At 70.9% G+C, this 18,715-nt stretch carries 15 protein-coding genes and 2 pseudogenes; 3 read left to right on the top strand and 14 right to left on the bottom strand.

Annotation, left to right across the window (positions count from 1 at the left end; genetic code table 11):
- Positions 1 to 82: 82 nt before the first annotated feature.
- From OED52_RS10855 to pafA, 6 genes are all read right to left on the bottom strand, one after another.
- Positions 83 to 2,806 (bottom strand): DEAD/DEAH box helicase, encoded by a 2,724-nt coding sequence (locus tag OED52_RS10855; protein WP_264150921.1) that lies wholly within the window; start codon positions 2,804 to 2,806, stop codon positions 83 to 85.
- Positions 2,803 to 3,723, bottom strand: coding sequence for a twin-arginine translocase subunit TatC (gene tatC, locus OED52_RS10850; RefSeq protein WP_264150920.1), 921 nt, complete (start codon positions 3,721 to 3,723; stop codon positions 2,803 to 2,805). The genes OED52_RS10855 and tatC overlap by 4 nt, the downstream gene beginning before the upstream one ends.
- A 115-nt stretch (positions 3,724 to 3,838) precedes the next feature.
- Positions 3,839 to 4,105 carry a Sec-independent protein translocase subunit TatA gene (gene tatA, locus OED52_RS10845; protein WP_264150919.1) on the bottom strand — a complete coding sequence of 89 codons (267 nt, stop codon included), beginning with the start codon at positions 4,103 to 4,105 and terminating at the stop codon, positions 3,839 to 3,841.
- Between the two features lie 110 nt (positions 4,106 to 4,215).
- Positions 4,216 to 5,229 (bottom strand): helix-turn-helix transcriptional regulator, encoded by a 1,014-nt coding sequence (locus tag OED52_RS10840; RefSeq protein WP_264150918.1) that lies wholly within the window; start codon positions 5,227 to 5,229, stop codon positions 4,216 to 4,218.
- A complete protein-coding gene (locus tag OED52_RS10835) occupies positions 5,226 to 6,254 on the bottom strand; it encodes a helix-turn-helix transcriptional regulator (RefSeq protein ID WP_264150917.1) in 1,029 nt (342 codons plus the stop codon). Before OED52_RS10835 ends, OED52_RS10840 begins: the two co-directional genes overlap by 4 nt.
- 93 nt (positions 6,255 to 6,347) lie before the next feature.
- Positions 6,348 to 7,706, bottom strand: coding sequence for a Pup--protein ligase (gene pafA, locus OED52_RS10830; RefSeq protein ID WP_264150916.1), 1,359 nt, complete (start codon positions 7,704 to 7,706; stop codon positions 6,348 to 6,350).
- Between the two features lie 61 nt (positions 7,707 to 7,767).
- Here pafA and OED52_RS10825 point away from each other — a divergent pair.
- A pseudogene (locus tag OED52_RS10825) lies at positions 7,768 to 9,240 on the top strand (bifunctional phosphatase PAP2/diacylglycerol kinase family protein).
- Between the two features lie 22 nt (positions 9,241 to 9,262).
- Here the strand turns inward: OED52_RS10825 and prcA are convergent.
- From prcA to arc, 6 genes and pseudogenes are all read right to left on the bottom strand, one after another.
- The gene (gene prcA, locus OED52_RS10820) at positions 9,263 to 10,048 is read right to left on the bottom strand and encodes a proteasome subunit alpha (RefSeq protein ID WP_264150915.1); all 786 of its coding nucleotides are present in this window, start codon (positions 10,046 to 10,048) and stop codon (positions 9,263 to 9,265) included.
- On the bottom strand, positions 10,045 to 10,899 hold the full coding sequence (gene prcB / locus OED52_RS10815; RefSeq protein ID WP_264150914.1) for a proteasome subunit beta: 855 nt from the start codon (positions 10,897 to 10,899) through the stop codon (positions 10,045 to 10,047). Before prcB ends, prcA begins: the two co-directional genes overlap by 4 nt.
- Positions 10,896 to 11,087 carry a ubiquitin-like protein Pup gene (locus OED52_RS10810; RefSeq protein ID WP_264150913.1) on the bottom strand — a complete coding sequence of 64 codons (192 nt, stop codon included), beginning with the start codon at positions 11,085 to 11,087 and terminating at the stop codon, positions 10,896 to 10,898. Before OED52_RS10810 ends, prcB begins: the two co-directional genes overlap by 4 nt.
- 154 nt (positions 11,088 to 11,241) lie before the next feature.
- Positions 11,242 to 12,735: a depupylase/deamidase Dop gene (gene dop / locus OED52_RS10805; RefSeq protein ID WP_264150912.1), complete on the bottom strand. Its 1,494-nt coding sequence runs from the start codon at positions 12,733 to 12,735 to the stop codon at positions 11,242 to 11,244.
- Positions 12,736 to 12,838: 103 nt separating this feature from the next.
- A pseudogene (locus OED52_RS10800) lies at positions 12,839 to 13,217 on the bottom strand (nitroreductase family deazaflavin-dependent oxidoreductase).
- A gap of 93 nt (positions 13,218 to 13,310) precedes the next feature.
- Positions 13,311 to 15,080, bottom strand: a complete 1,770-nt coding sequence (arc, locus tag OED52_RS10795) for a proteasome ATPase (protein ID WP_264150911.1) — start codon at positions 15,078 to 15,080, stop codon at positions 13,311 to 13,313.
- Between the two features lie 186 nt (positions 15,081 to 15,266).
- Here arc and OED52_RS10790 point away from each other — a divergent pair, with 186 nt between their 5' ends.
- On the top strand, positions 15,267 to 15,761 hold the full coding sequence (locus OED52_RS10790) for a WKL family lipoprotein (protein ID WP_264150910.1): 495 nt from the start codon (positions 15,267 to 15,269) through the stop codon (positions 15,759 to 15,761).
- A gap of 45 nt (positions 15,762 to 15,806) precedes the next feature.
- On the opposite strand, the gene OED52_RS10785 is transcribed toward OED52_RS10790, so the two are convergent.
- Positions 15,807 to 16,658 (bottom strand): tRNA (adenine-N1)-methyltransferase, encoded by an 852-nt coding sequence (locus OED52_RS10785; protein ID WP_264150909.1) that lies wholly within the window; start codon positions 16,656 to 16,658, stop codon positions 15,807 to 15,809.
- 232 nt (positions 16,659 to 16,890) lie between these two features.
- On the opposite strand from OED52_RS10785, the gene OED52_RS10780 reads away from it, so the two are divergent.
- Positions 16,891 to 17,724, top strand: a complete 834-nt coding sequence (locus OED52_RS10780) for a thioesterase family protein (RefSeq protein WP_264150908.1) — start codon at positions 16,891 to 16,893, stop codon at positions 17,722 to 17,724.
- A 53-nt stretch (positions 17,725 to 17,777) separates the two neighbouring features.
- On the opposite strand, the gene hisG is transcribed toward OED52_RS10780, so the two are convergent.
- Positions 17,778 to 18,644 (bottom strand): ATP phosphoribosyltransferase, encoded by an 867-nt coding sequence (hisG, locus tag OED52_RS10775; protein WP_264150907.1) that lies wholly within the window; start codon positions 18,642 to 18,644, stop codon positions 17,778 to 17,780.
- Between the last annotated feature and the right edge of the window lie 71 nt (positions 18,645 to 18,715).

Below are 18,715 nucleotides of genomic sequence, written 5' to 3'. Positions count from 1 at the left end.
CCCTTTCCGGTGTGCGTCGGCCCCCTACGTTAGCGCCCACCCCGGCAGGTCGGCAGCGCCGCGCCCCACCGTGGGGCCAGGGTCAGTCCGCGGTGGGATCGACGGCGACGACACCGCGACGGATCGCAGCGACCGCCTTGCCCGCGGTCCGCGCGATCTCCGGGTCGTCCGCGACGGTGCGGACCTGGTCGAGCAGGTCGATCAACTGCCGGCACCAGCGCACGAAATCCCCGGGCGACAGTTCCTTGCCGGCGGCCTCCGCGGCGACCAGCGCCTCGGTCAGCGACGCGGTGGACGCCCAGGTGTAGGCGGCGGTGACGAACCCCAGATCCGGATCTCGGGTCGGGGGCAGCCGGTGCCGGATCTCGTCGGCGCGCAACGCGTCGCACAGGCGCGTCGTCTCCGCAAGGGCGTGCCGGATCGGGCCGGTCGGCCCCACCACGGTGATCGGCTCGTCGGTGCGTGACTCGTAGATCACCGCCGACGCCACCGCCGCCAGCTCGGCCGGCGACAACCCCGCCCAGGCGCGGCGCCGCAGGCACTCGGCGACCAGCAGGTCCGCCTCGGTGTAGATCCGGGCCAGACGTTCACCGGCCTCGGTGGTCGCCGGATCGTCCCCCTCGGTGAGATAGCCGCGTTCGGTGAGCAGCGCGACGATCCGCTCGAAGGTGCGCGCCAGCGAATCGGTGGCGGCGGAGGCCTTGCGTCGCTGCTGTTCGGTCTCGCGCAGCAGCCGGTGGTAGCGCTCCCCGAGCCGGGCGAGCCGATCCAGATCCGGATGCTTGCGCGCCGGATGGTTCTTCAGCTGCCGGCGCAACGTGTCGATCTCGCGGGTGTCGCCCTTGCCCTTGGCGCGTTTGGGGCGGCGCGGCACCACCAGATTCTTCGACCGCAACGCCGACGCGATGTCGCGGCGCCCACGGCCGGTGCGGTGGTCGACGTGCCGCGGCAACCGCAACCGGCCCAGCACCTGCGCCGGGGTCGGGAAATCCCCCGCCGACAGCCGCCCGGACCACGCGTCGGTGGTCACCACGTGCGGCCGCGGATCCCGCGCGTCGTCGTCCGGGTCGACGACCACCGCCAGCCCGGAATGCTTCCCCGCCGGGACGGCGACGATGTCACCGCGCCGCAATGTCACCAGCGACGCGATCGCCTCGGAGCGGCGGTCCTGCCGACGGCGACGTTCGTGGGCGCGTTCGGCGTCGGTGAGCTCGGCCCGCAACCGCAGATAGTCCAGGATCTCGCTGTCGCCGCCCCCGAGCTGCTCGCGCAGCTGCGCCAGCGCCGCCTCGTTGCGGTCGATGCCGCGTTTGAGCCCGACCACCGACTTGTCGGCCTGGAACTGCGCGAAGGACATCTCCAGCAGTGCCCGCGACCGGTCCACCCCGACGGCGTCGATGAGGTTGACGGCCATGTTGTAGGACGGGCGGAACGAGCTGCGCAGCGGGAAGGTGCGGGTGGACGCCAGCCCCGCCACCGACGCCGGTTCGATGCCCGGCTGCCACAGCACCACCGCGTGCCCCTCGACGTCGATGCCGCGCCGCCCGGCCCGCCCGGTCAGCTGCGTGTACTCACCGGGGGTGAGTTCGGCGTGGGTGTCGCCGTTGAACTTGACGAGCTTCTCGAGCACCACGGTGCGCGCCGGCATGTTGATGCCCAGGGCGAGGGTCTCGGTGGCGAACACCGCCCGCACCAGCCCCCGCACGAACAGCTCCTCGACGGTGTGCCGGAAGGCCGGCAGCATGCCCGCGTGGTGGGCGGCGATGCCGCGCTGCAGGGCGGTGCGCCACGACGAGTAGCCGAGCACCTCGAGGTCGGCGCGCGGCAGGTCCTTGGTGTGCTCGTCGATGATCCGCCCGATCTCGGCGGCCTCGTCCTCGTCGGTCAGATACAGCCCCGACCGCAGGCACTGCTGCACCGCGGCGTCGCAGCCGGCGCGGCTGAACACGAACGTGATCGCCGGCAACAGTCCTTCCCGGTCGAGGCGGACGATCACCTCCGGGCGCGGCGGCGGCCGGAACCGCGGCCCGCCGCGCTCACCCCAGCGGCCCATCCCGGACAGGCTCTGCCGCTGCCGCACCACCGACGCCAGCTCCGGGTTGACGACGATCTCCCGGCGCCGCCGCGAGGTGCCGTCGCCGTGGGCGCGGGGATCGAACAGGTCGTAGATGCGGGAGCCGACCATCATGTGCTGGTGCAGCGGGATGGGCCGCACCTCGTCGACGACGACGGTGGTGTCGCCGCGCACCGTGGTCATCCAGTCGCCGAACTCCTCGGCGTTGGACACGGTCGCCGACAGCGACGCCAGCCGCACATCCTCGGGCAGGTGCAGGATCACCTCTTCCCACACGGCGCCGCGGAAACGGTCGGCGAGGAAGTGCACCTCGTCCATCACCACGTGGGTGAGCCCGATCAGGGCGGTGGACGACGCGTAGATCATGTTGCGCAGCACCTCGGTGGTCATCACGACCACCGGCGCGTCGGAGTTGATCGACTGGTCGCCGGTGAGCAGGCCGACGGAATCCTTGCCGTGCCGGGCGCACAGGTCGGCGTACTTCTGGTTGCTCAGCGCCTTGATGGGGGTGGTGTAGAAGCACTTGGTGCCGCCCTGCAACGCCAGGAACACCGCGAACTCCCCCACCACGGTCTTGCCGGCGCCGGTGGGGGCGCACACCAGCACCGAATGCCCGCCCTCGAGCGCGCGGCACGCCTCGACCTGGAAGGGGTCGAGGGGGAAGGACAGGGCGGCCGCGAAGGTGTCCAGCTGCGGGCCGGCCGCGGCCGGAGCGGAGCCGGGGTCGGTCACAGGGTGTCGGAGTAGTCGGGGCGGGCCGGTTCCACCGGGCTCGGGGCGGCGATGGTGGAGGCCTCGTCGTCGTCGAGATCACCCCAGCCGTCGGCGGCGGCGCGGCGGGCGCGGCGCTTGTCGACGAGGCGCGCGATCTGGATGGCGCATTCCATCAGCAGCACCAGCGCCACGGCGAGGGCGAGCATCGAGAACGGATCCTGGCCGGGGGTGGCGATCGCGGCGAAGACGAACAGGCCCATGATCAGGCCGCGCCGCCACGCCTTGAGCTTCTCGTAGGGCAGCACCCCTACCCCGTTGAGCGCGACGATCACCAGGGGGATCTCGAAGGACACCCCGAAGATCACCAGCAGGTTGATGAGGAACCCGAAGTACTGGGTGCCGGACAGGGCGGTGACCTGCACGTCGTTGCCGACGGACAGCAGGAACGACAGGGCGTGGGAGACCACCAGATAGGCCAGCACCGCGCCGGCGACGAACAGCACCGCCCCGGAGGTGACGAAGCCGATCGCCCAGCGGCGTTCCTTGCGGTACAGGCCGGGGGTGACGAACGCCCAGATCTGGTACAGCCACACCGGGCAGGCCATCACGATGCCGGCGGTCAGCGCGACCTTCAGCCGCAGCATGAACTGCTCGAACGGGCCCGTCGCGAGCAACCGGCACGCCCCGTCGGCGCTGAGATCGGCGCGGGAGGAGGCGGGCAGGTCGCAGTACGGGCCACGCAGGATCTCACCGAGACTGTCGATGCCGAACAGACCGCGGCTGTACCAGACGAACCCGAGGATCGTGGTGAGCAGCACCGCGGCGAGGGCGATGAGCAGGCGCGTGCGCAGTTCGTAGAGGTGCTCGACCAGCGACATGGTGCCGTCGGGATTGGTCTTGCGCCGGCTGCGGCGCGGATCGAACGGAATGCGCACGGTGCGGATCTCAGCTCCTGTCGAGATCACCGGCCCTGGAGCGTGCCGGGATCAGCGGAAAACGCCGGGGCACCCGGCTGTTCCGGATGGGTGTCCCGGTGGGTACGAACGTCGGTCAGGCCGACCGCTGATCGGGGTGCGGCGACGGCGCGGGATCGACGACGGTCGCGTCCACGGGCTGTGCCGACGGCAACGGATTCGGGGCCGGCTGCTGCGGCGCGGACGACCGGGCGTCGTCGTTCTGCATCTCCTTGACCTCGCTCTTGAAGATGCGGAGCGAACGTCCGAGACCCCGTGCGGCGTCGGGCAGCTTCTTCGAACCGAAGAGAATGATGACCACCAACGCGACGATGGCCCAGTGCCACGGGCTCATTGCACCCATTTACAACCTCCACTGATCGGCTTCGACCGATGCTACCGGACCTCGAGCACACCGAAGCCTTCTGTGCGGCGCGATGCACCTCGATGTTGCACAGTGTTCACCTGCCCGTATCACGACGGCGAGGTGCCGGGCCCGACCCCCGGGTCGGCGTCGAGGGCCGCGTAGGCCGCCAGAGCTGCGCGGGCCCGCTCCCGCACCGCGGTCGCGAGCTGCGGCGGGTCGAGCACCCGCACCCCGGCCCCGAGACCGACGAGCAGCCGCGCCAGCCAGTCCGGTGACGCATATCGCATCAACGCCTCGCAGCTGCCGTCCGGGAGCACCCGCACGTCGGTGAGCGGGTAGTAGTCCAGCACCCAGGTGTAGGCGGGGGCGATGTGCAGCCGCGCCGCCGGCAACGACGGGTCGCCCTCGAACAGCTCGAGGTGCTCGTCCTCGGCGAGGGCCCGGTGCGGGGGCCGCGCCGGCTCGTCGAGCACGGTCGCGGCGTCGATGCGGTCGAAGCGGAACAGCCGCACCCCCTCGGCGCTGCGGCACCAGGCCTGCAGGTAGGCGTGCTCGTCGATGATGACGATGCGGATCGGGTCCACGACCCGTTCGGAGACGGTGTCGCGGGAGGCCGAATAGTAGGTCAGGTGCACCGCGCGGTGTTCGCGCACCGCGGCACGCACCCGCCCGGCGACCGGATCGTCACCGTCCTCCCCCGGCGCCTCCGGGCCCGACCCGGGATGCTCGCCGGTCGGTACCGCGGCGGTGCCGGCGGCCGCCTCGATCTTCGCGATCGCCGACTGCGCCGCCGACGGGTCGACCACCCCGGGCATCTCCTGCAGCGACCGCAACGCCACCAGCAGCGCGGTGGCCTCGGTGGAGGTCAGCCGCAGCGGCCGGTCGATGCCGGCGGTGAAGGTCACCACGATGCTGTCCTCGGAGAACGACAGATCGATCAGGTCACCGGGTCCGTAGCCGGGCAACCCGCACACCCACAGCAGGTTCAGATCGTCCATCACCTGCTTGGGCGTCACCCCCAGATCCCGGGCGGCCTCGGCGGCACTGATCCCCGGGTGCGCCAGGAAATAGGGCACCAGATTCAGCAATCGTCCCAGCCGGGCCGACAGTCGGGTACTCATCGCCGTCCCTCCCCCGTCGTGTCCACCGCGTCGCCCGCCCACACCGGCTGCGGGTCGGCGACCGCGGTGAGGATGCGTTCGACCTCGCCGCGCAGTTCCGGCGGGGCGAGCACCAACGCGTCGGCGCCCTGCCCGGCGACGATCCGCGCGATCCACTCCCACGTGCGCACCGGCACCTCGAGCACCGCCCCGACCCGCCCGGCCACCACCTTCTCGGCGACGACGGTGCCGAGCCGGCGCAACTCCCAGGCCCGCCCCTCGGCCACCCACACCCGCGCCGACCCCGCCGGCTCCCGCGGACTGGTCGCGGCCAGCACCCGCGCCCGCAGGTCCACATCCTGCGGGATCTGCACCGCCCCCTCGGGGCCGAACGCCTCGACGTCGTCCCCGATGCGGGACAGGCGGAAGGTGCGCACCGCGTCGCGGTCGCGGTCGTGCCCGACCAGATACCAGCGGCCGTGCACGGTCACCACACCCCACGGTTCGACGGTGCGCTGCGTCCACGGGTCGGTGGGGGAACTGCGGTGCGTGAACCGCACCGCGCGACGCGCATCGATCGCCGCCAGCAACGCCGTCAGCGCCGGTTCGGAACCGCGGGCGCGCGGCGGCAGCGGCGCGACCACCCCGCTGCCGTCGGTGTCCACCCGCACCCCGGCGGCCCGTAGTTTCAGCAGCGCCCCCTGCGCGGCGGAGGCGAGTTCCGGGGACTCCCACAGGGCCGCGGCGACGGCGACGGCGGCGGTCTCCTCCGGGGTCAGGTCGATCTCCGGCAGCTCGTACGCGTCGCGGTTGATGCGGTAGCCCTCGACCGTGGAGGTGCGCGACGGGCGGCCGGTCTCGAGCGGCACCCCGAGATCACGCAGCTCGTTCTTGTCCCGCTCGAACATCCGGCTGAACGCTTCGTCGCTGGCGCAGTCGGCGTAGCCGGCCACCGACGCGCGGATCTTCTCCGCGGTCACGAACTGCCGGGTGGACAGCAGCGCGATGACCAGATTCACCAGCCGTTCGACTTTCGAGATCGCCACGCGCCAACCCTAGTGCCCGAAACCGCTTCGCACCGCAACCGTGGCCCCTGGTTCGGACCATCCGGTCCGAACCAGGGGCCACGGGGCGCACACTCACATGGAGGCGATGAGCCGTTCGACGCGTTCGTCCACCGCCCGGAAGGGGTCCTTGCACAGCACCGTGCGCTGCGCCTGATCGTTGAGCTTCAGGTGCACCCAGTCGACGGTGAAGTCCCGGCCCGCGGCCTGCGCCGCGGCGATGAAATCACCGCGCAGTTTCGCGCGGGTGGTCTGCGGCGGGGTGTTCACTGCCGCGTCGACGGCCTCGTCGTCGGTGGCCCGCGCCGCCAGACCCTTGCGCTGCAGCAGGTCGAACACCCCACGGCCGCGTTTGATGTCGTGATAGGCCAGATCCAGCTGGGCGATCTTCGGATCCGACAGTTCCATGCCGTAGCGGTCCTGATAGCGCTGGAACAGTTTGCGCTTGATGATCCAGTCGATCTCGGTGTCGACCTTCGCGAAGTCCTGCGACTCGACCGCGTCGAGCACCCGCCCCCACAGGTCCACCACCTGCGCGACGTGCGGATCGGGTTCGCGGTGGTGCAGATACTCCACCGCCCGCGCGTGGTACTCGCGCTGGATGTCCAGGGCGCTGGCCTGCCGGCCCCCCGCCAGACGCACCGGGCGCCGCCCGGTCAGGTCGTGGGACACCTCACGGATCGCGCGGATCGGGTTGTCGAGGGCGAAGTCGCGGAAGACCACCCCGGCCTCGATCATCTCGAGCACCAGCGACGCCGACCCTACCTTGAGCATGGTGGTGGTCTCGGACATGTTCGAATCGCCCACGATCACGTGCAGCCGCCGGTACTTCTCGGCGTCGGCGTGCGGCTCGTCGCGGGTGTTGATGATCGGCCGCGACCGGGTGGTCGCCGACGACACACCCTCCCAGATGTGCTCGGCGCGCTGCGACAGACAGAAGGTGGCGGCCTTCGGGGTCTGCAGCACCTTCCCGGCACCGCAGATCAGCTGCCGGGTCACCAGGAACGGCAGCAGCACATCGGAGATACGGGAGAACTCCCCGACGCGGGCGACGAGATAGTTCTCGTGGCAGCCGTAGGAGTTGCCCGCCGAGTCGGTGTTGTTCTTGAACAGGAAGATCTCGCCGCCGATGCCCTCCTCGGCGAGACGCTGCTCGGCGTCGACGAGCAGTTCCTCGAGGACCCGTTCACCGGCGTGGTCGTGCGTGACGAGCTGGAGCAGATCGTCGCATTCGGCGGTCGCGTATTCCGGATGCGAACCGACATCCAGATACAGCCGGGCACCGTTGCGCAGGAACACGTTGGAGCTGCGTCCCCAGGACACCACCCGGCGGAACAGATAGCGGGCCACCTCGTCGGGGCTCAACCGGCGATGCCCGTGGAAGGTACACGTGACGCCGAATTCCGTCTCGATACCCATGATTCGTCGCTGCACACCTCGACAGTACCGCGACGGCTACCCCCATGGGTCGCAACGAGATCTAGGGTTTGCAGGTGTGACCTTCCGTGTCCGTGCCCGCGCCGCCGACCACACCCTGTTCGACCGCGCCTCCGCCCTGCCCCCGTCCCTCGCCGACCCGCTGCTGCGCGATCTCGGGCGCGCCGCGAACCACAGTGTGCTGTGGATGGGCTGCGCCGCCGTCGCCGCCGCCGTCGGCGGTCACCCCCGCCGCGGCGCGGTGCGCGGCCTGCTCGCCGTCGCGGGGGCCTCGGCGCTGGCCAACGGGCTGCTCAAGCCGCTGCTGCCGCGACGGCGGCCCCCGGCCCGCACCGACCCGACCTTCGCGCGGCGCATCGTGCCGATCCCCCGCTCCTCGTCGTTCCCGTCCGGGCACGCGGCCTCGGCGGCGGCGTTCACGACCGGCCTGGCCCTCGAATCCCCCACCGCCGGAGCGCTGGTAGCCCCGCTTGCCGCGGCGGTGGCGTATTCGCGGGTTCACACCGGGGTGCACTGGCCCAGCGACGTCCTCGTCGGCGCCGCCGTCGGGGCGAGCGTGGCGTGGTCCACCCGCCGCTGGTGGGCGGTGCGCAGCCACGACCCGGCCACCGTCCACCCCACCGTCGCCGCACCCGCCCTGCCCGCCGGGGCCGGGATGCTGCTGCTGGTCAATCCCGGCGCCGGCAGCAGCGACGACACCGCCGGGGCCCTGACCGCGGCGCTGCCCCAGGCCCGGGTGATCACCCTCGACACCGAGGACGACCTGATCACCGAACTGCACCGGCTGATCACCGCCCACCGGCCGCGGGCGCTGGGGGTGTGCGGCGGCGACGGCACCGTCGCCGCGGTGGTCGCCGCCGCCCTGACCTACGACCTGCCGGTCGCGGTGTTCCCCGGCGGCACCCTCAACCACTTCGCCCTCGACGTCGGCGCCACCGACATCGCCGGCACCGTCGCCGCCGCCGAAACCGGGCAGGCCGTCCGGGTGCAGATCGGGCAGGTCACCGTCACCGGCCCCGACGGCACGACGACACGACGGTTCGTCAACACCGCCAGCCTCGGCGGCTATCCGGACGCGGTGGGCTGCGGGAGAGATGGGAGCCGCGGATCGGCAAGTGGCCCGCGGCGGGCCTGGCGATGCTGGTGGTGCTGCGCTCGGCGCAGCCGATGCCGGTGACCGTCGACGGTCGGCGGTCGGCGGCACAGGGTGTGGTTGCTGTTCGTCGGCAACGGCCGCTACACCCCGGCCGATCAGGTGCCGATGTCCCGCTCGCATCTCGATCCGGGGACGCTGGACGTGCGGTATCTGCACGCCGACCGGCGTTTCTCCAGGTTGCGGTTGCTCGCTGCCGCCGCGACCGGCACCCTCGCCAGCTCCCCCGTCTACCGGCAGCAGCACACCCCGTCGGTGTCGGTGCAGGTCGCCGGGGAGGCGGTGGCGTTGGCCACCGACGGGGAGGTGCCCGCCGACGGCACCGGGTTCGAGTTCACCGCGGTGCCGTCGGCGCTGACCGTCTACCGGTCCTGCTGAGGGACGGGTCGGCTGGGACCGGTCAGCCCTGCGGCGTCTCGCCGTCCGCCGGTGCCCCGCCGGTCGGCTGCTCCGGCTCGGACTTCGCCTCGGCGGCCGGCGTCGGGGTGGGCAGCAGTGCCTCGAGCGCGGCCCCGGTGATGCGGCGGAACGCGCGACGCGGCCGCGACTTCTCGAGCACCGCCACCTCGAGTTCCCCCCGGCCGAGCACCCGCGGGGCGGCATCGCTGCTCGCCGGCTGCTGCAGCGCCGTCACCGCCACCGCGATCGCCTCCGCCAGCGGCAGCTGCGGCCGGTAGGAGTCCTTCAGCGCGGTGAGGATCGGCTCGGTGTTGCCACCCATCACCACGAACTGCGGTTCGTCGACGATCGACCCGTCGTAGGTGATGCGGTACAGCTGCGGGCCGTCCTCGGTGCCGGCCCGGCCGACCTCGGCGACGCAGATCTCCACCTCGTACGGCTTGGGCTGCTCGGTGAAGATCGTGCCCAGGGTCTGCGCGTAGGCGTTCGCCAACGCCCGGCCCGTCACATCCCGCCGGTCGTAGGAATAGCCCCGCATGTCGGCGTGCATGATCCCCGCGCGACGCAGATTCTCGAACTCGTTGTACTTGCCGACCGCGGCGAACCCGATCCGGTCGTACAGTTCGCTGATCTTGTGCAGCGCCTTCGACGGGTTCTCCGCCACCAGCAGCACCCCGTCGGCGTAGGTCAACGCGATCACCGACCGGCCCCGGGCGATGCCCTTGCGGGCCAGCTCCGAGCGATCGCGCATGATCTGCTCGGCGGACGCATAGTACGGAAGGGTCACCGGGCATCTCCTGCGGTACGGTCGGCCACGATCGCGCGCGCCAACTCCGACAACGTCTCCTCCGGCACCATCACCGCCCCCTCGGCGGTGATCACCGCAGCGGTCGGATAGATCCCGCGAGTGGTGTCCGGGCCCCCGGTCGCGGCATCGTCGTCGGCCGCGTCGTACAGCGCCTCCACGGCGGTGCGCAGCGCGGTCCGCTCGTCCGCGTCGGCGCGGTAGAGCTTCTTCAGCGACGACTTCGCGAACAACGACCCCGACCCGACGGCGTGATAGCCGGCGCGTTCCTCGTAGCGGCCCCCGACCACGTCGTAGGACACGATGCGCCCGGCCCGGTGCGGATCGGCCGCATCGAGATCGAACCCGACCAGCAGCGGCACCACGGCCAGGCCCTGCATCGCCGCCCCGAGATTGCCGCGCACCATCGACGACAGCCGGTTGGCCTTGCCGTCGAAGGTCAGCGGCACACCCTCGATCTTCTCGTAGTGCTCGAGCTCCACCGCGAACAGGCGCACCAGCTCGATCGCCAGCCCGGCGGTGCCGGCGATGCCCGCCGCCGAATAGTTGTCGGTGATGAACACCTTCTCGACATCGCGCGAGGCGATCATGTTGCCCATCGTCGCGCGCCGGTCCCCGGCGATGAGCACCCCACCGTCGAAGGTCAGCGCCACGATCGTGGTGCCGTGCGGCGCCAGCTCCATGTGCTCACCCCGCTCGGCTCGGAAGCGGTTCTCCGGCAGCAACTCCGGGGCATACGCCCGCAGATGGTCGGTGAACGAGGACAAGGGCGACGCGAGGTGCAGCCTGGGCTGCACCTCGCGATAGGGAAGGGAGGACCGCTCGGCTGTCACTGGCCACCTTTCTGCACATATGCCCGCACGAAGTCCTCCGCGTTCTCCTCGAGCACGTCGTCGATCTCGTCGAGAAGATCGTCGGTGTCCGAGGCGAGTTTCTCGCGACGTTCCTGACCGGCCCCGGCGTCGCCGACGACCTCGTCGTCGTCCCCGCCGCCACCGCGTGTGGTCTGCTCCTGTGCCATAGCCGCCGACCTCCTCCTTCTCCGGCGCGGACCCGACCCCGGTCGACGATCGGTGCGGGTACCGCAGCTTCGAACTCCTACCCTACCGAGCCGGACGCCCCGCTGCCGGGGACACGACGCGTGTCGTGATGTACGGATCGTCCGATCCGGGACGTCAGTGCGTGAGCTGATCGACCAGCTCCGCCGCCGACTGCGCCGTCTCGAGCAGTTCCCCGACGTGCGCGCGGCTGCCCCGCAGCGGTTCGAGGGTGGGGATGCGCACCAGCGACTCGCCACCGAGATCGAAGATCACCGAATCCCAGCTCGCCGCCGCGATGTCGGCGCCGAAACGGCGCAGGCACTCACCACGGAAGTATGCGCGGGTGTTCTCCGGCGGGGTGTGCACCGCCTCGAGGACCTGCTGCTCGGCCACCAGCCGCTGCATCGACCCCCGGGCCACGAGACGGTTGTACAGGCCCTTGTCCAGCCGCACATCCGAGTACTGCAGATCCACCAGGTGCAGGCGCGGCGCCGACCAGGCCAGCCCCTCCCGGCTCCGGAACCCCTCGAGGATCCGCAGCTTCGCCGGCCAGTCCAGCAGGTCCGCGCACTCCATCGGGTCACGTTCGAGCAGATCGAGCACCATCGCCCACTTGTCGAGGATGTCGAGGACCCGCTTGTCCTCGGTGCCGTCGTGGAACTTCGCGGCCCGCTCGTGGTAGATCCGCTGCAACGCCAGACCGGTCAGCTCCCGCCCGTCCGCCAGCGCCACGGTCTTGCGCAGAGTTGGATCGTGGCTGATGTGGTGCACCGCCGTCACCGGCCGCGCCAGCTGCAGATCCGACAGGTCCACCCCGGCCTCGACCAGGTCGAGCACCAGCGCGGTGGTGCCCACCTTCAGGTAGGTCGACATCTCCGCCAGGTTCGCGTCACCGATGATCACGTGCAGACGCCGGTACTTGTCGGCGTCGGCGTGCGGCTCGTCGCGGGTGTTGATGATGCCGCGTTTCAGGGTCGTCTCGAGACCGACCTCGACCTCGATGTAGTCGGCGCGCTGCGACAGCTGGAAACCCGGCTCGTCGCCGTTCTGCCCGATGCCGACCCGCCCGGAGCCGGTGATGACCTGCCGGGAGACGAAGAAGGGCGTCAGGCCGGTGACGATCGCCGAGAACGGCGTGTCGCGGCGCATCAGGTAGTTCTCGTGGGTGCCGTAGGAGGCGCCCTTGCCGTCGACGTTGTTCTTGTACAGCTGCAGGCGCGGGGCGCCGGGCACACTCGAGGCGTGCCGGGCGGCGGCCTCCATCACCCGCTCGCCGGCCTTGTCCCAGATCACCGCGTCGAGCGGGTCGGCGACCTCGGGCGCGGAGTACTCGGGGTGGGCGTGATCGACGTACAGCCGCGCCCCGTTGGTGAGGATCATGTTGGCGGCGCCGACTTCGTCGGCGTCGATGACCGGGGCCGGGCCGTTGAACCGGCCGAGGTCGAATCCGCGCGCGTCGCGCAGGGGCGATTCGACCTCGTAGTCCCAGCGGGTGCGCCGGGCCCGGGGCACCCCCTCGGCGGCCGCGTAGGCGAGCACCGCCTGCGTGGAGGTCAGGATCGGGTTCGCCGATGGGTCGCTGGGGGACGAGATCCCGTACTCGACCTCGATACCGATGATCCGCTGCATGCCCTCGAGCCTAGGCGATGGCCCCGATCCTGGTCGGGAACCGCCCCGCTCCGATCTCCGCGACGGCCGGTCGCATCCACGGATCACCGCGGGCATGGAACGCTCACCGCGGGGACAGATCCAGGTAGTCGTGCGCCCCGAGGGCGGTGAGCACCCCCCCGCACCGGCGGCGGCGCCCAGCGGGCCTGCGGGTCCCGGCCCAGTCGCGGGGCGTGCACGGGAATCGCCCGCCCGCGGGTGTGGACCACCGCCTCCCCCGCGGCACGCACGTTGCGCACCCAGTCGGTGCCGGACCCGTAGGTCAACGCGATCCGCAGATCGTCGCCGGCGGTGAACAACAGCACCGGGGTGCGGTAACGGCGCCCCGACCGCCGCCCGCGGTGCTCGACGACGGCGGTGCCGGGCAGCAGCTGCGCGACCGGGGTGGCGACCCGGTTGGTGACCTGCTTGTTGAATCGGGCCAGAGCGCGCGGCAACGGCATCCCGCTCCCCCTTCTCGAACGGCGGCGACTCTCGAACAGCGACGGTCGGGCCGTCCCGCAGTGGGGAGGGCCCGGCCGTCACGGTCGGATTCCCTACAGGTACTGGCCGGTGTTCGACTCGGTGTCGATCGCGCGGCTCGTGCTGGCGTTCTTGCCGGTGACCAGGGTGCGGATGTAGACGATCCGCTCGCCCTTCTTGCCGGAGATCCGGGCCCAGTCGTCCGGATTCGTGGTGTTGGGCAGGTCCTCGTTCTCGGCGAACTCGTCGACGATCGAGTCGAGCAGGTGCTGCACCCGCAGACCCGGCGCACCGGTCTCGAGCACCGACTTGATCGCGTACTTCTTGGCCCGGTCGACGATGTTCTGGATCATCGCGCCGGAATTGAAGTCCTTGAAGTACAGGACCTCCTTGTCGCCGTTGGCATAGGTGACCTCGAGGAAACGGTTCTCCTCGGACTCGGCGTACATCCGCTCGACGACCCGCTCGATCATCGCCCGGATGCAGGCCACCCGGTCGCCGCCGAACTCGGCGAGATCGTCGGCGTGCACCGGCAGGTCCTCGGTGAGGTACTTCGAGAAGATGTCCTGGGCGGCTTCCGCATCGGGACGTTCGATCTTGATCTTCACGTCGAGGCGGCCGGGCCGCAGGATCGCCGGGTCGATCATGTCCTCGCGGTTGGAGGCGCCGATGACGATGACGTTCTCGAGGCCCTCGACACCGTCGATCTCGGCGAGCAGCTGCGGCACCACCGTGGTCTCCACGTCGGAGGACACACCGGAGCCGCGGGTGCGGAAGATCGAGTCCATCTCGTCGAAGAACACGATCACCGGGGTGCCCTCGGAGGCCTTCTCCCGGGCCCGCTGGAAGATCAGCCGGATGTGCCGTTCGGTCTCACCGACGAACTTGTTCAGCAGCTCCGGGCCCTTGATGTTGAGGAAGTACGACTTGGCTTCCTTCGAGTCGTCCCCGCGGGCCTCGGCGATCTTCTTCGCCAGCGAGTTCGCCACCGCCTTGGCGATGAGCGTCTTGCCGCAGCCGGGCGGACCGTACAGCAGCACACCCTTCGGCGGGCGCAGCGAGTACTCCCGGAACAGGTCCTTGTGCAGGAACGGCAGCTCCACCGCGTCGCGGATCTGCTCGATCTGCCGGCCCAGGCCACCGATGTCGCCGTAGTCGACGTCCGGGACCTCCTCGAGGACCAGGTCCTCGACCTCGGCCTTGGGGATGCGCTCGAAGGCGTAACCGGCCTTGGAATCGACGAGCAGCGAATCGCCGGGGCGCAGCACGAAGGTGCCGTCCTCGCCCTCGGCGCGGCCGGCCTCGGTGGCCGCGGCCGCCGCCGCGAGGGGCTCGGCGAGCCAGACGATGCGTTCCTCGTCGGCGTGCCCGACCACCAGCGCGCGGGCCCCGTCGTCGAGCACCTCCCGCAGGGTGGTGATCTCGCCGACCCGCTCGAAGCCACCGACCTCGACGACGGTCAGGGCCTCGTTCAGTCGCACGGTACGGCCGGGCCGGAAGTCGTCCGGGTCGAGATTCGGCGACACCGCGACGCGCATCTTGCGGCCGGAGGTGAACACATCGACGGTCTGGTCGTCGAACGCCTCGAGCAGCACGCCGTAGCCGCTCGGCGGCTGCGCGAGTCGGTCGACCTCCTCGCGGAGGGTGATCAGCTGCTGCCGGGCGTCCTTGAGGGTCTCGAGAAGTTTGGAGTTGCGAACCGTGAGGGATTCGAGGCGGTTCTCGAGGTCGCGGACCTGATCGGACGGTTCGGCCAGCCGTCGGCGCAGCGCCGCCACCTCCGCCCGCAGCTCCTCGATCTCGCGTGCCGCCGCCACCGCATCCGGCTTCTCTGACGAGCTCATGTGCGACTCCCTCCACTGTCGGTCATTCCACGCTACCGGGCGAGCGGCCCGCGTGTGCGGCGACACGAAACAGTCGTGTTCCGAACGTGTGTCGTGTGTGGAACGCGACAGGACCGACATTCCCCCCACACTGTTAGGCTCACCTAATATCCGGAGTCGATCATTTTCTCTCGAAAGGTGTTCTCCGTGACCAAGCGTTCTCTTCGCGTCACCGGTGCCGCCGCGGCGCTGACCCTGCTCACCGCCCTCACCGGCTGCAGCTCCGACGACTCCGACGACAGCACCAGCGACGCCACCACCACGACGGCGACCTCGACGACCTCCACCACCAGCGCGGCGGCGGAACCGGCGGTGACCGTCGAGCAGCTCCAGGCGCAGGTCGACGTGTTCTTCGACCCGGCCGCCACCACCGAGCAGCGCGCCGCCGTCGTGGAGAACGGCACCGACCGCACCGCCGTGCTCGAACAGTTCACCGGCGTGCTCGCCGGCTACCCGCTCACCGGCACCGTCGGGGAGATCACCATCGTCGACGCCGACACCGTCACCGCCACCACCGAGGTCGCCGGCCCGCACGGCGGCGCCCCGATGCCGCTGACCTTCGAACAGATCGACGGCACCTGGGTCATCGCCGACGAGAGCGCCTGCTCCGTGCTGAGCATGGGCCGCCTCAGCTGCGAATAACCCCCCGCAACTCGACGGCATCCCGCAGCTTCACGCAGTGCCGGCTCAGCCCTTGCTGGGCCGGCGCTGCGGCTTCGGCGTCTCCACCCCGTCCTGCAGACGCCGGGCACTGACCAGGAACGCGGTGTGCCCCTGCATCCGGTGCTCCGGCCGCACCGCCAGCCCCACCACGTGCCAGCCGCGCACCATCGACTCCCACGACCGCGGCTCGGTCCAGCAGGTCTGCTCGCGCATCGCCTCGACCACCCGCGACAGCTGCGTCGTCGTCGCCACGTACACGATGAGCACCCCGCCGGGCACCAGCGCCTTCTTCACCGTCTCGAGCACGTCCCAGGGCGCGAGCATGTCCAGCACCACCCGGTCCACCCGGCCGTACTTCTCCACGTCGTAGTCGGCCAGATCCCCGAGCACCGTCGTCCAGTTCGCCGGACGCTCCCCGAAGAAGGTGTCGACATTGCGCTGCGCGTACTCGAGGTGGTCCTCGCGCACCTCGTAGGAGATCACCCGCCCGGTCTCCCCCACGGCGCGCAGCAGCGAACAGGTCAGCGCCCCGGAACCGGCGCCGGCCTCGAGCACCGTCGCGCCGGGGAAGATGTCCCCCTCCTGCACGATCTGCGCCGCGTCCTTCGGGTAGATCACCTGCGCTCCGCGCGGCATCGACATCACGTAGTCCACCAGCAGCGGCCGCAGCGCCAGATAGGGGGTGCCGTTGGTGGAGGTCACCACCACACCCTCGTCGGTACCGATCAGATCGTCGTGCAGGATCCCGCCGCGGTGGGTGTGGAACTCCTTGCCCGGCTCGAGCACCACGGTGTACTTGCGGCCCTTGGCGTCGGTCAACTGCACCCGGTCCCCCACCTGGAAGGGTCCGCTGCGCCCGAGTCCGCCTACTGCCATCGCCGTGTCCACCTTCGCTGAAACATCGCACCGCACCCGCCGGGTGCGCAGGTCCGGCACCGCGCCGGACCTGTGTTCCAGCCTGCCAGGTGCCCCGGCCGCGACGCGCACACACCCCGTACCCGGGTGCCCCGGCCCACGCCCCCACTCCAGCAGGGTGCGATCATGCAGTCGGTATGTTCCGTGTCCGGCGGCACTGCCACCCGGACCCGACACCTCAGGAGACCACCGCGTGAGCGACGCCGCGTACTACCTGCCGATCCCCCACACCCCCACCGACGCCACCGAGGGGATCACCATCGAGCGTTTCCGCCCCACCGAACACACCGTGAGCACCTGGGGCCCGCACCTGCAGCACGGCGCCCCGCCGTCCGCGCTGCTCGCCCGCGCCATCGAACGCCACCGGCCCCGCCCCGACGCGCGGCTGACCCGCCTGACCGTCGACCTGCTCGGCCCCGTCCCCCTCACCGACCTCGAGGTGCGCACCCGCATCGAACGGCCCGGCCGCCGCATCGAACTCGTCGTCGCCGAACTGTGGGCCACCACCGACGACGGCACCGCCCGCGCCGTGGCGCGCGGCACCGGCTGGCGCCTCGAGACCGTCGACCTGCCGCAGGTCGCCCGCACCTCCGAACCGCCGATGCCCGCCCCCTCCGACAGCGATACCGACCTGCCCCTGTGGGTCGGCATGGGCGGCTACGTCGACACCCTCGACTGGCGCATCGTCGTCCCCTTCGGGGCGCCCGGCATGTCGTCGGCGTGGCTGCGCACCCGCCTCGACCTCGTCGAAGGCGAAACCCTGTCCGGCCTCGACCGGTTGATGGCCGTCGCCGACGTCGCCAACGGGGTCGGCTCGAAGCTCGACCCCCGCCAGTACACCTTCCTCAACACCGAACTGACGGTGCACCTGTTCCGCGCCCCCGAGTTCACCGAGCAGGACTTCGTCGGCATCACCGCCGAGACCTCCGTCGGCCCCGACGGTGTCGGCCTGACCGCCGGGGTGCTCCACGACAGCACCGGCGCGCTCGGACGCGTCACCCAGAACGTGCAGGTGCGGCCCCGCTGAACCAGCGGGGCCGCACCGACGAGGCTGTCACCGAAGCGACGGGCGAAGCGCGCTCACTCCTCCGGGGCGCGCATCGCCCGGCACGATCGGATGTCCGAGGCGAGGATCGCGTGCGCCCCGAGAGCGGCGAGCTTGTCCATCACCGCGTTGTGGCCCTTGCGCGGCACCATCGCCCGCACCGCCACCGAATTGTCGTTGGCCAGCGGCGAGATCGTCGGCGACTCCAGGCCCGGGGTGAGCTCGACCGCCTGGTCGAGCACCGCCTTCGGGCAATCGTAGTCGAGCATCACGTACTGCTGCGCGAAGACCACACCCTCGAGGCGGGCGATGAGCTGGTTCCGGGCCCGATCCGACCGATCGGATCCCTCCCGCTCGATGAGCACACCCTCCGAGTCGCACAGCGAGTCCCCGAACGCGACGAGGTCGTGCTGGCGCAGCGTACGACCCGACCCCACCACGTCGGCGATCGCGTCGGCGACCCCGAGCTGGATGGAGATCTCCACGGCACCGTCGAGGCGGATCACCTCGGCCTCGATGCCGCGCTTACCGAGATCACGGCGCACCAGATTCGGGTAGGAGGTGGCGATCCGCAGGCCCTGCAGGTCCTCGACCTTCCAGTCGCGGCCCTTCGGCCCGGCATAGCGGAAGGTGGAGCTGCCGAAACCCAACGCCAGCCGCTCGGCGACCGGCGCCCCCGAATCCAGCGCGAGGTCGCGGCCGGTGATCCCCAGGTCCAGCTCCCCGGAACCGACGTAGATGGCGATGTCCTTGGGCCGCAGGAAGAAGAACTCGACCTCGTTGACCGGGTCGATGACGGTCAGATCCCGCGAGTCCGTGCGGCGCCGGTAGCCGGCCTCCCGCAGGATCTCGGCGGCGGACTCGGACAGCGAACCTTTGTTGGGGACTGCGACGCGCAGCATGACGGATGGGTCCTTTCGAACGACGAACGGAAGCGAGGAAGAGGATCTACACGGGCACGGACGGCGGACCC

The organism is Rhodococcus sp. Z13 (assembly GCF_025837095.1).
Lineage (GTDB): Bacteria > Actinomycetota > Actinomycetes > Mycobacteriales > Mycobacteriaceae > Rhodococcus > Rhodococcus sacchari.
This window is presented reverse-complemented; position numbering and strand designations above follow the sequence as displayed.

What these genes read in the sequence shown, in the direction of transcription:
- dop (WP_264150912.1), bottom strand. Translation starts at nt 12,735, where the DNA reads ATGCAGCGGATCATCGGTATCGAGGTCGAGTACGGGATCTCGTCCCCC.
- OED52_RS10810 (WP_264150913.1), bottom strand. Translation starts at nt 11,087, where the DNA reads ATGGCACAGGAGCAGACCACACGCGGTGGCGGCGGGGACGACGACGAG.
- tatA (WP_264150919.1), bottom strand. Translation starts at nt 4,105, where the DNA reads ATGGGTGCAATGAGCCCGTGGCACTGGGCCATCGTCGCGTTGGTGGTC.
- OED52_RS10840 (WP_264150918.1), bottom strand. Translation starts at nt 5,229, where the DNA reads ATGAGTACCCGACTGTCGGCCCGGCTGGGACGATTGCTGAATCTGGTG.
- OED52_RS10785 (WP_264150909.1), bottom strand. Translation starts at nt 16,658, where the DNA reads ATGGCAGTAGGCGGACTCGGGCGCAGCGGACCCTTCCAGGTGGGGGAC.
- hisG (WP_264150907.1), bottom strand. Translation starts at nt 18,644, where the DNA reads ATGCTGCGCGTCGCAGTCCCCAACAAAGGTTCGCTGTCCGAGTCCGCC.
- arc (WP_264150911.1), bottom strand. Translation starts at nt 15,080, where the DNA reads ATGAGCTCGTCAGAGAAGCCGGATGCGGTGGCGGCGGCACGCGAGATC.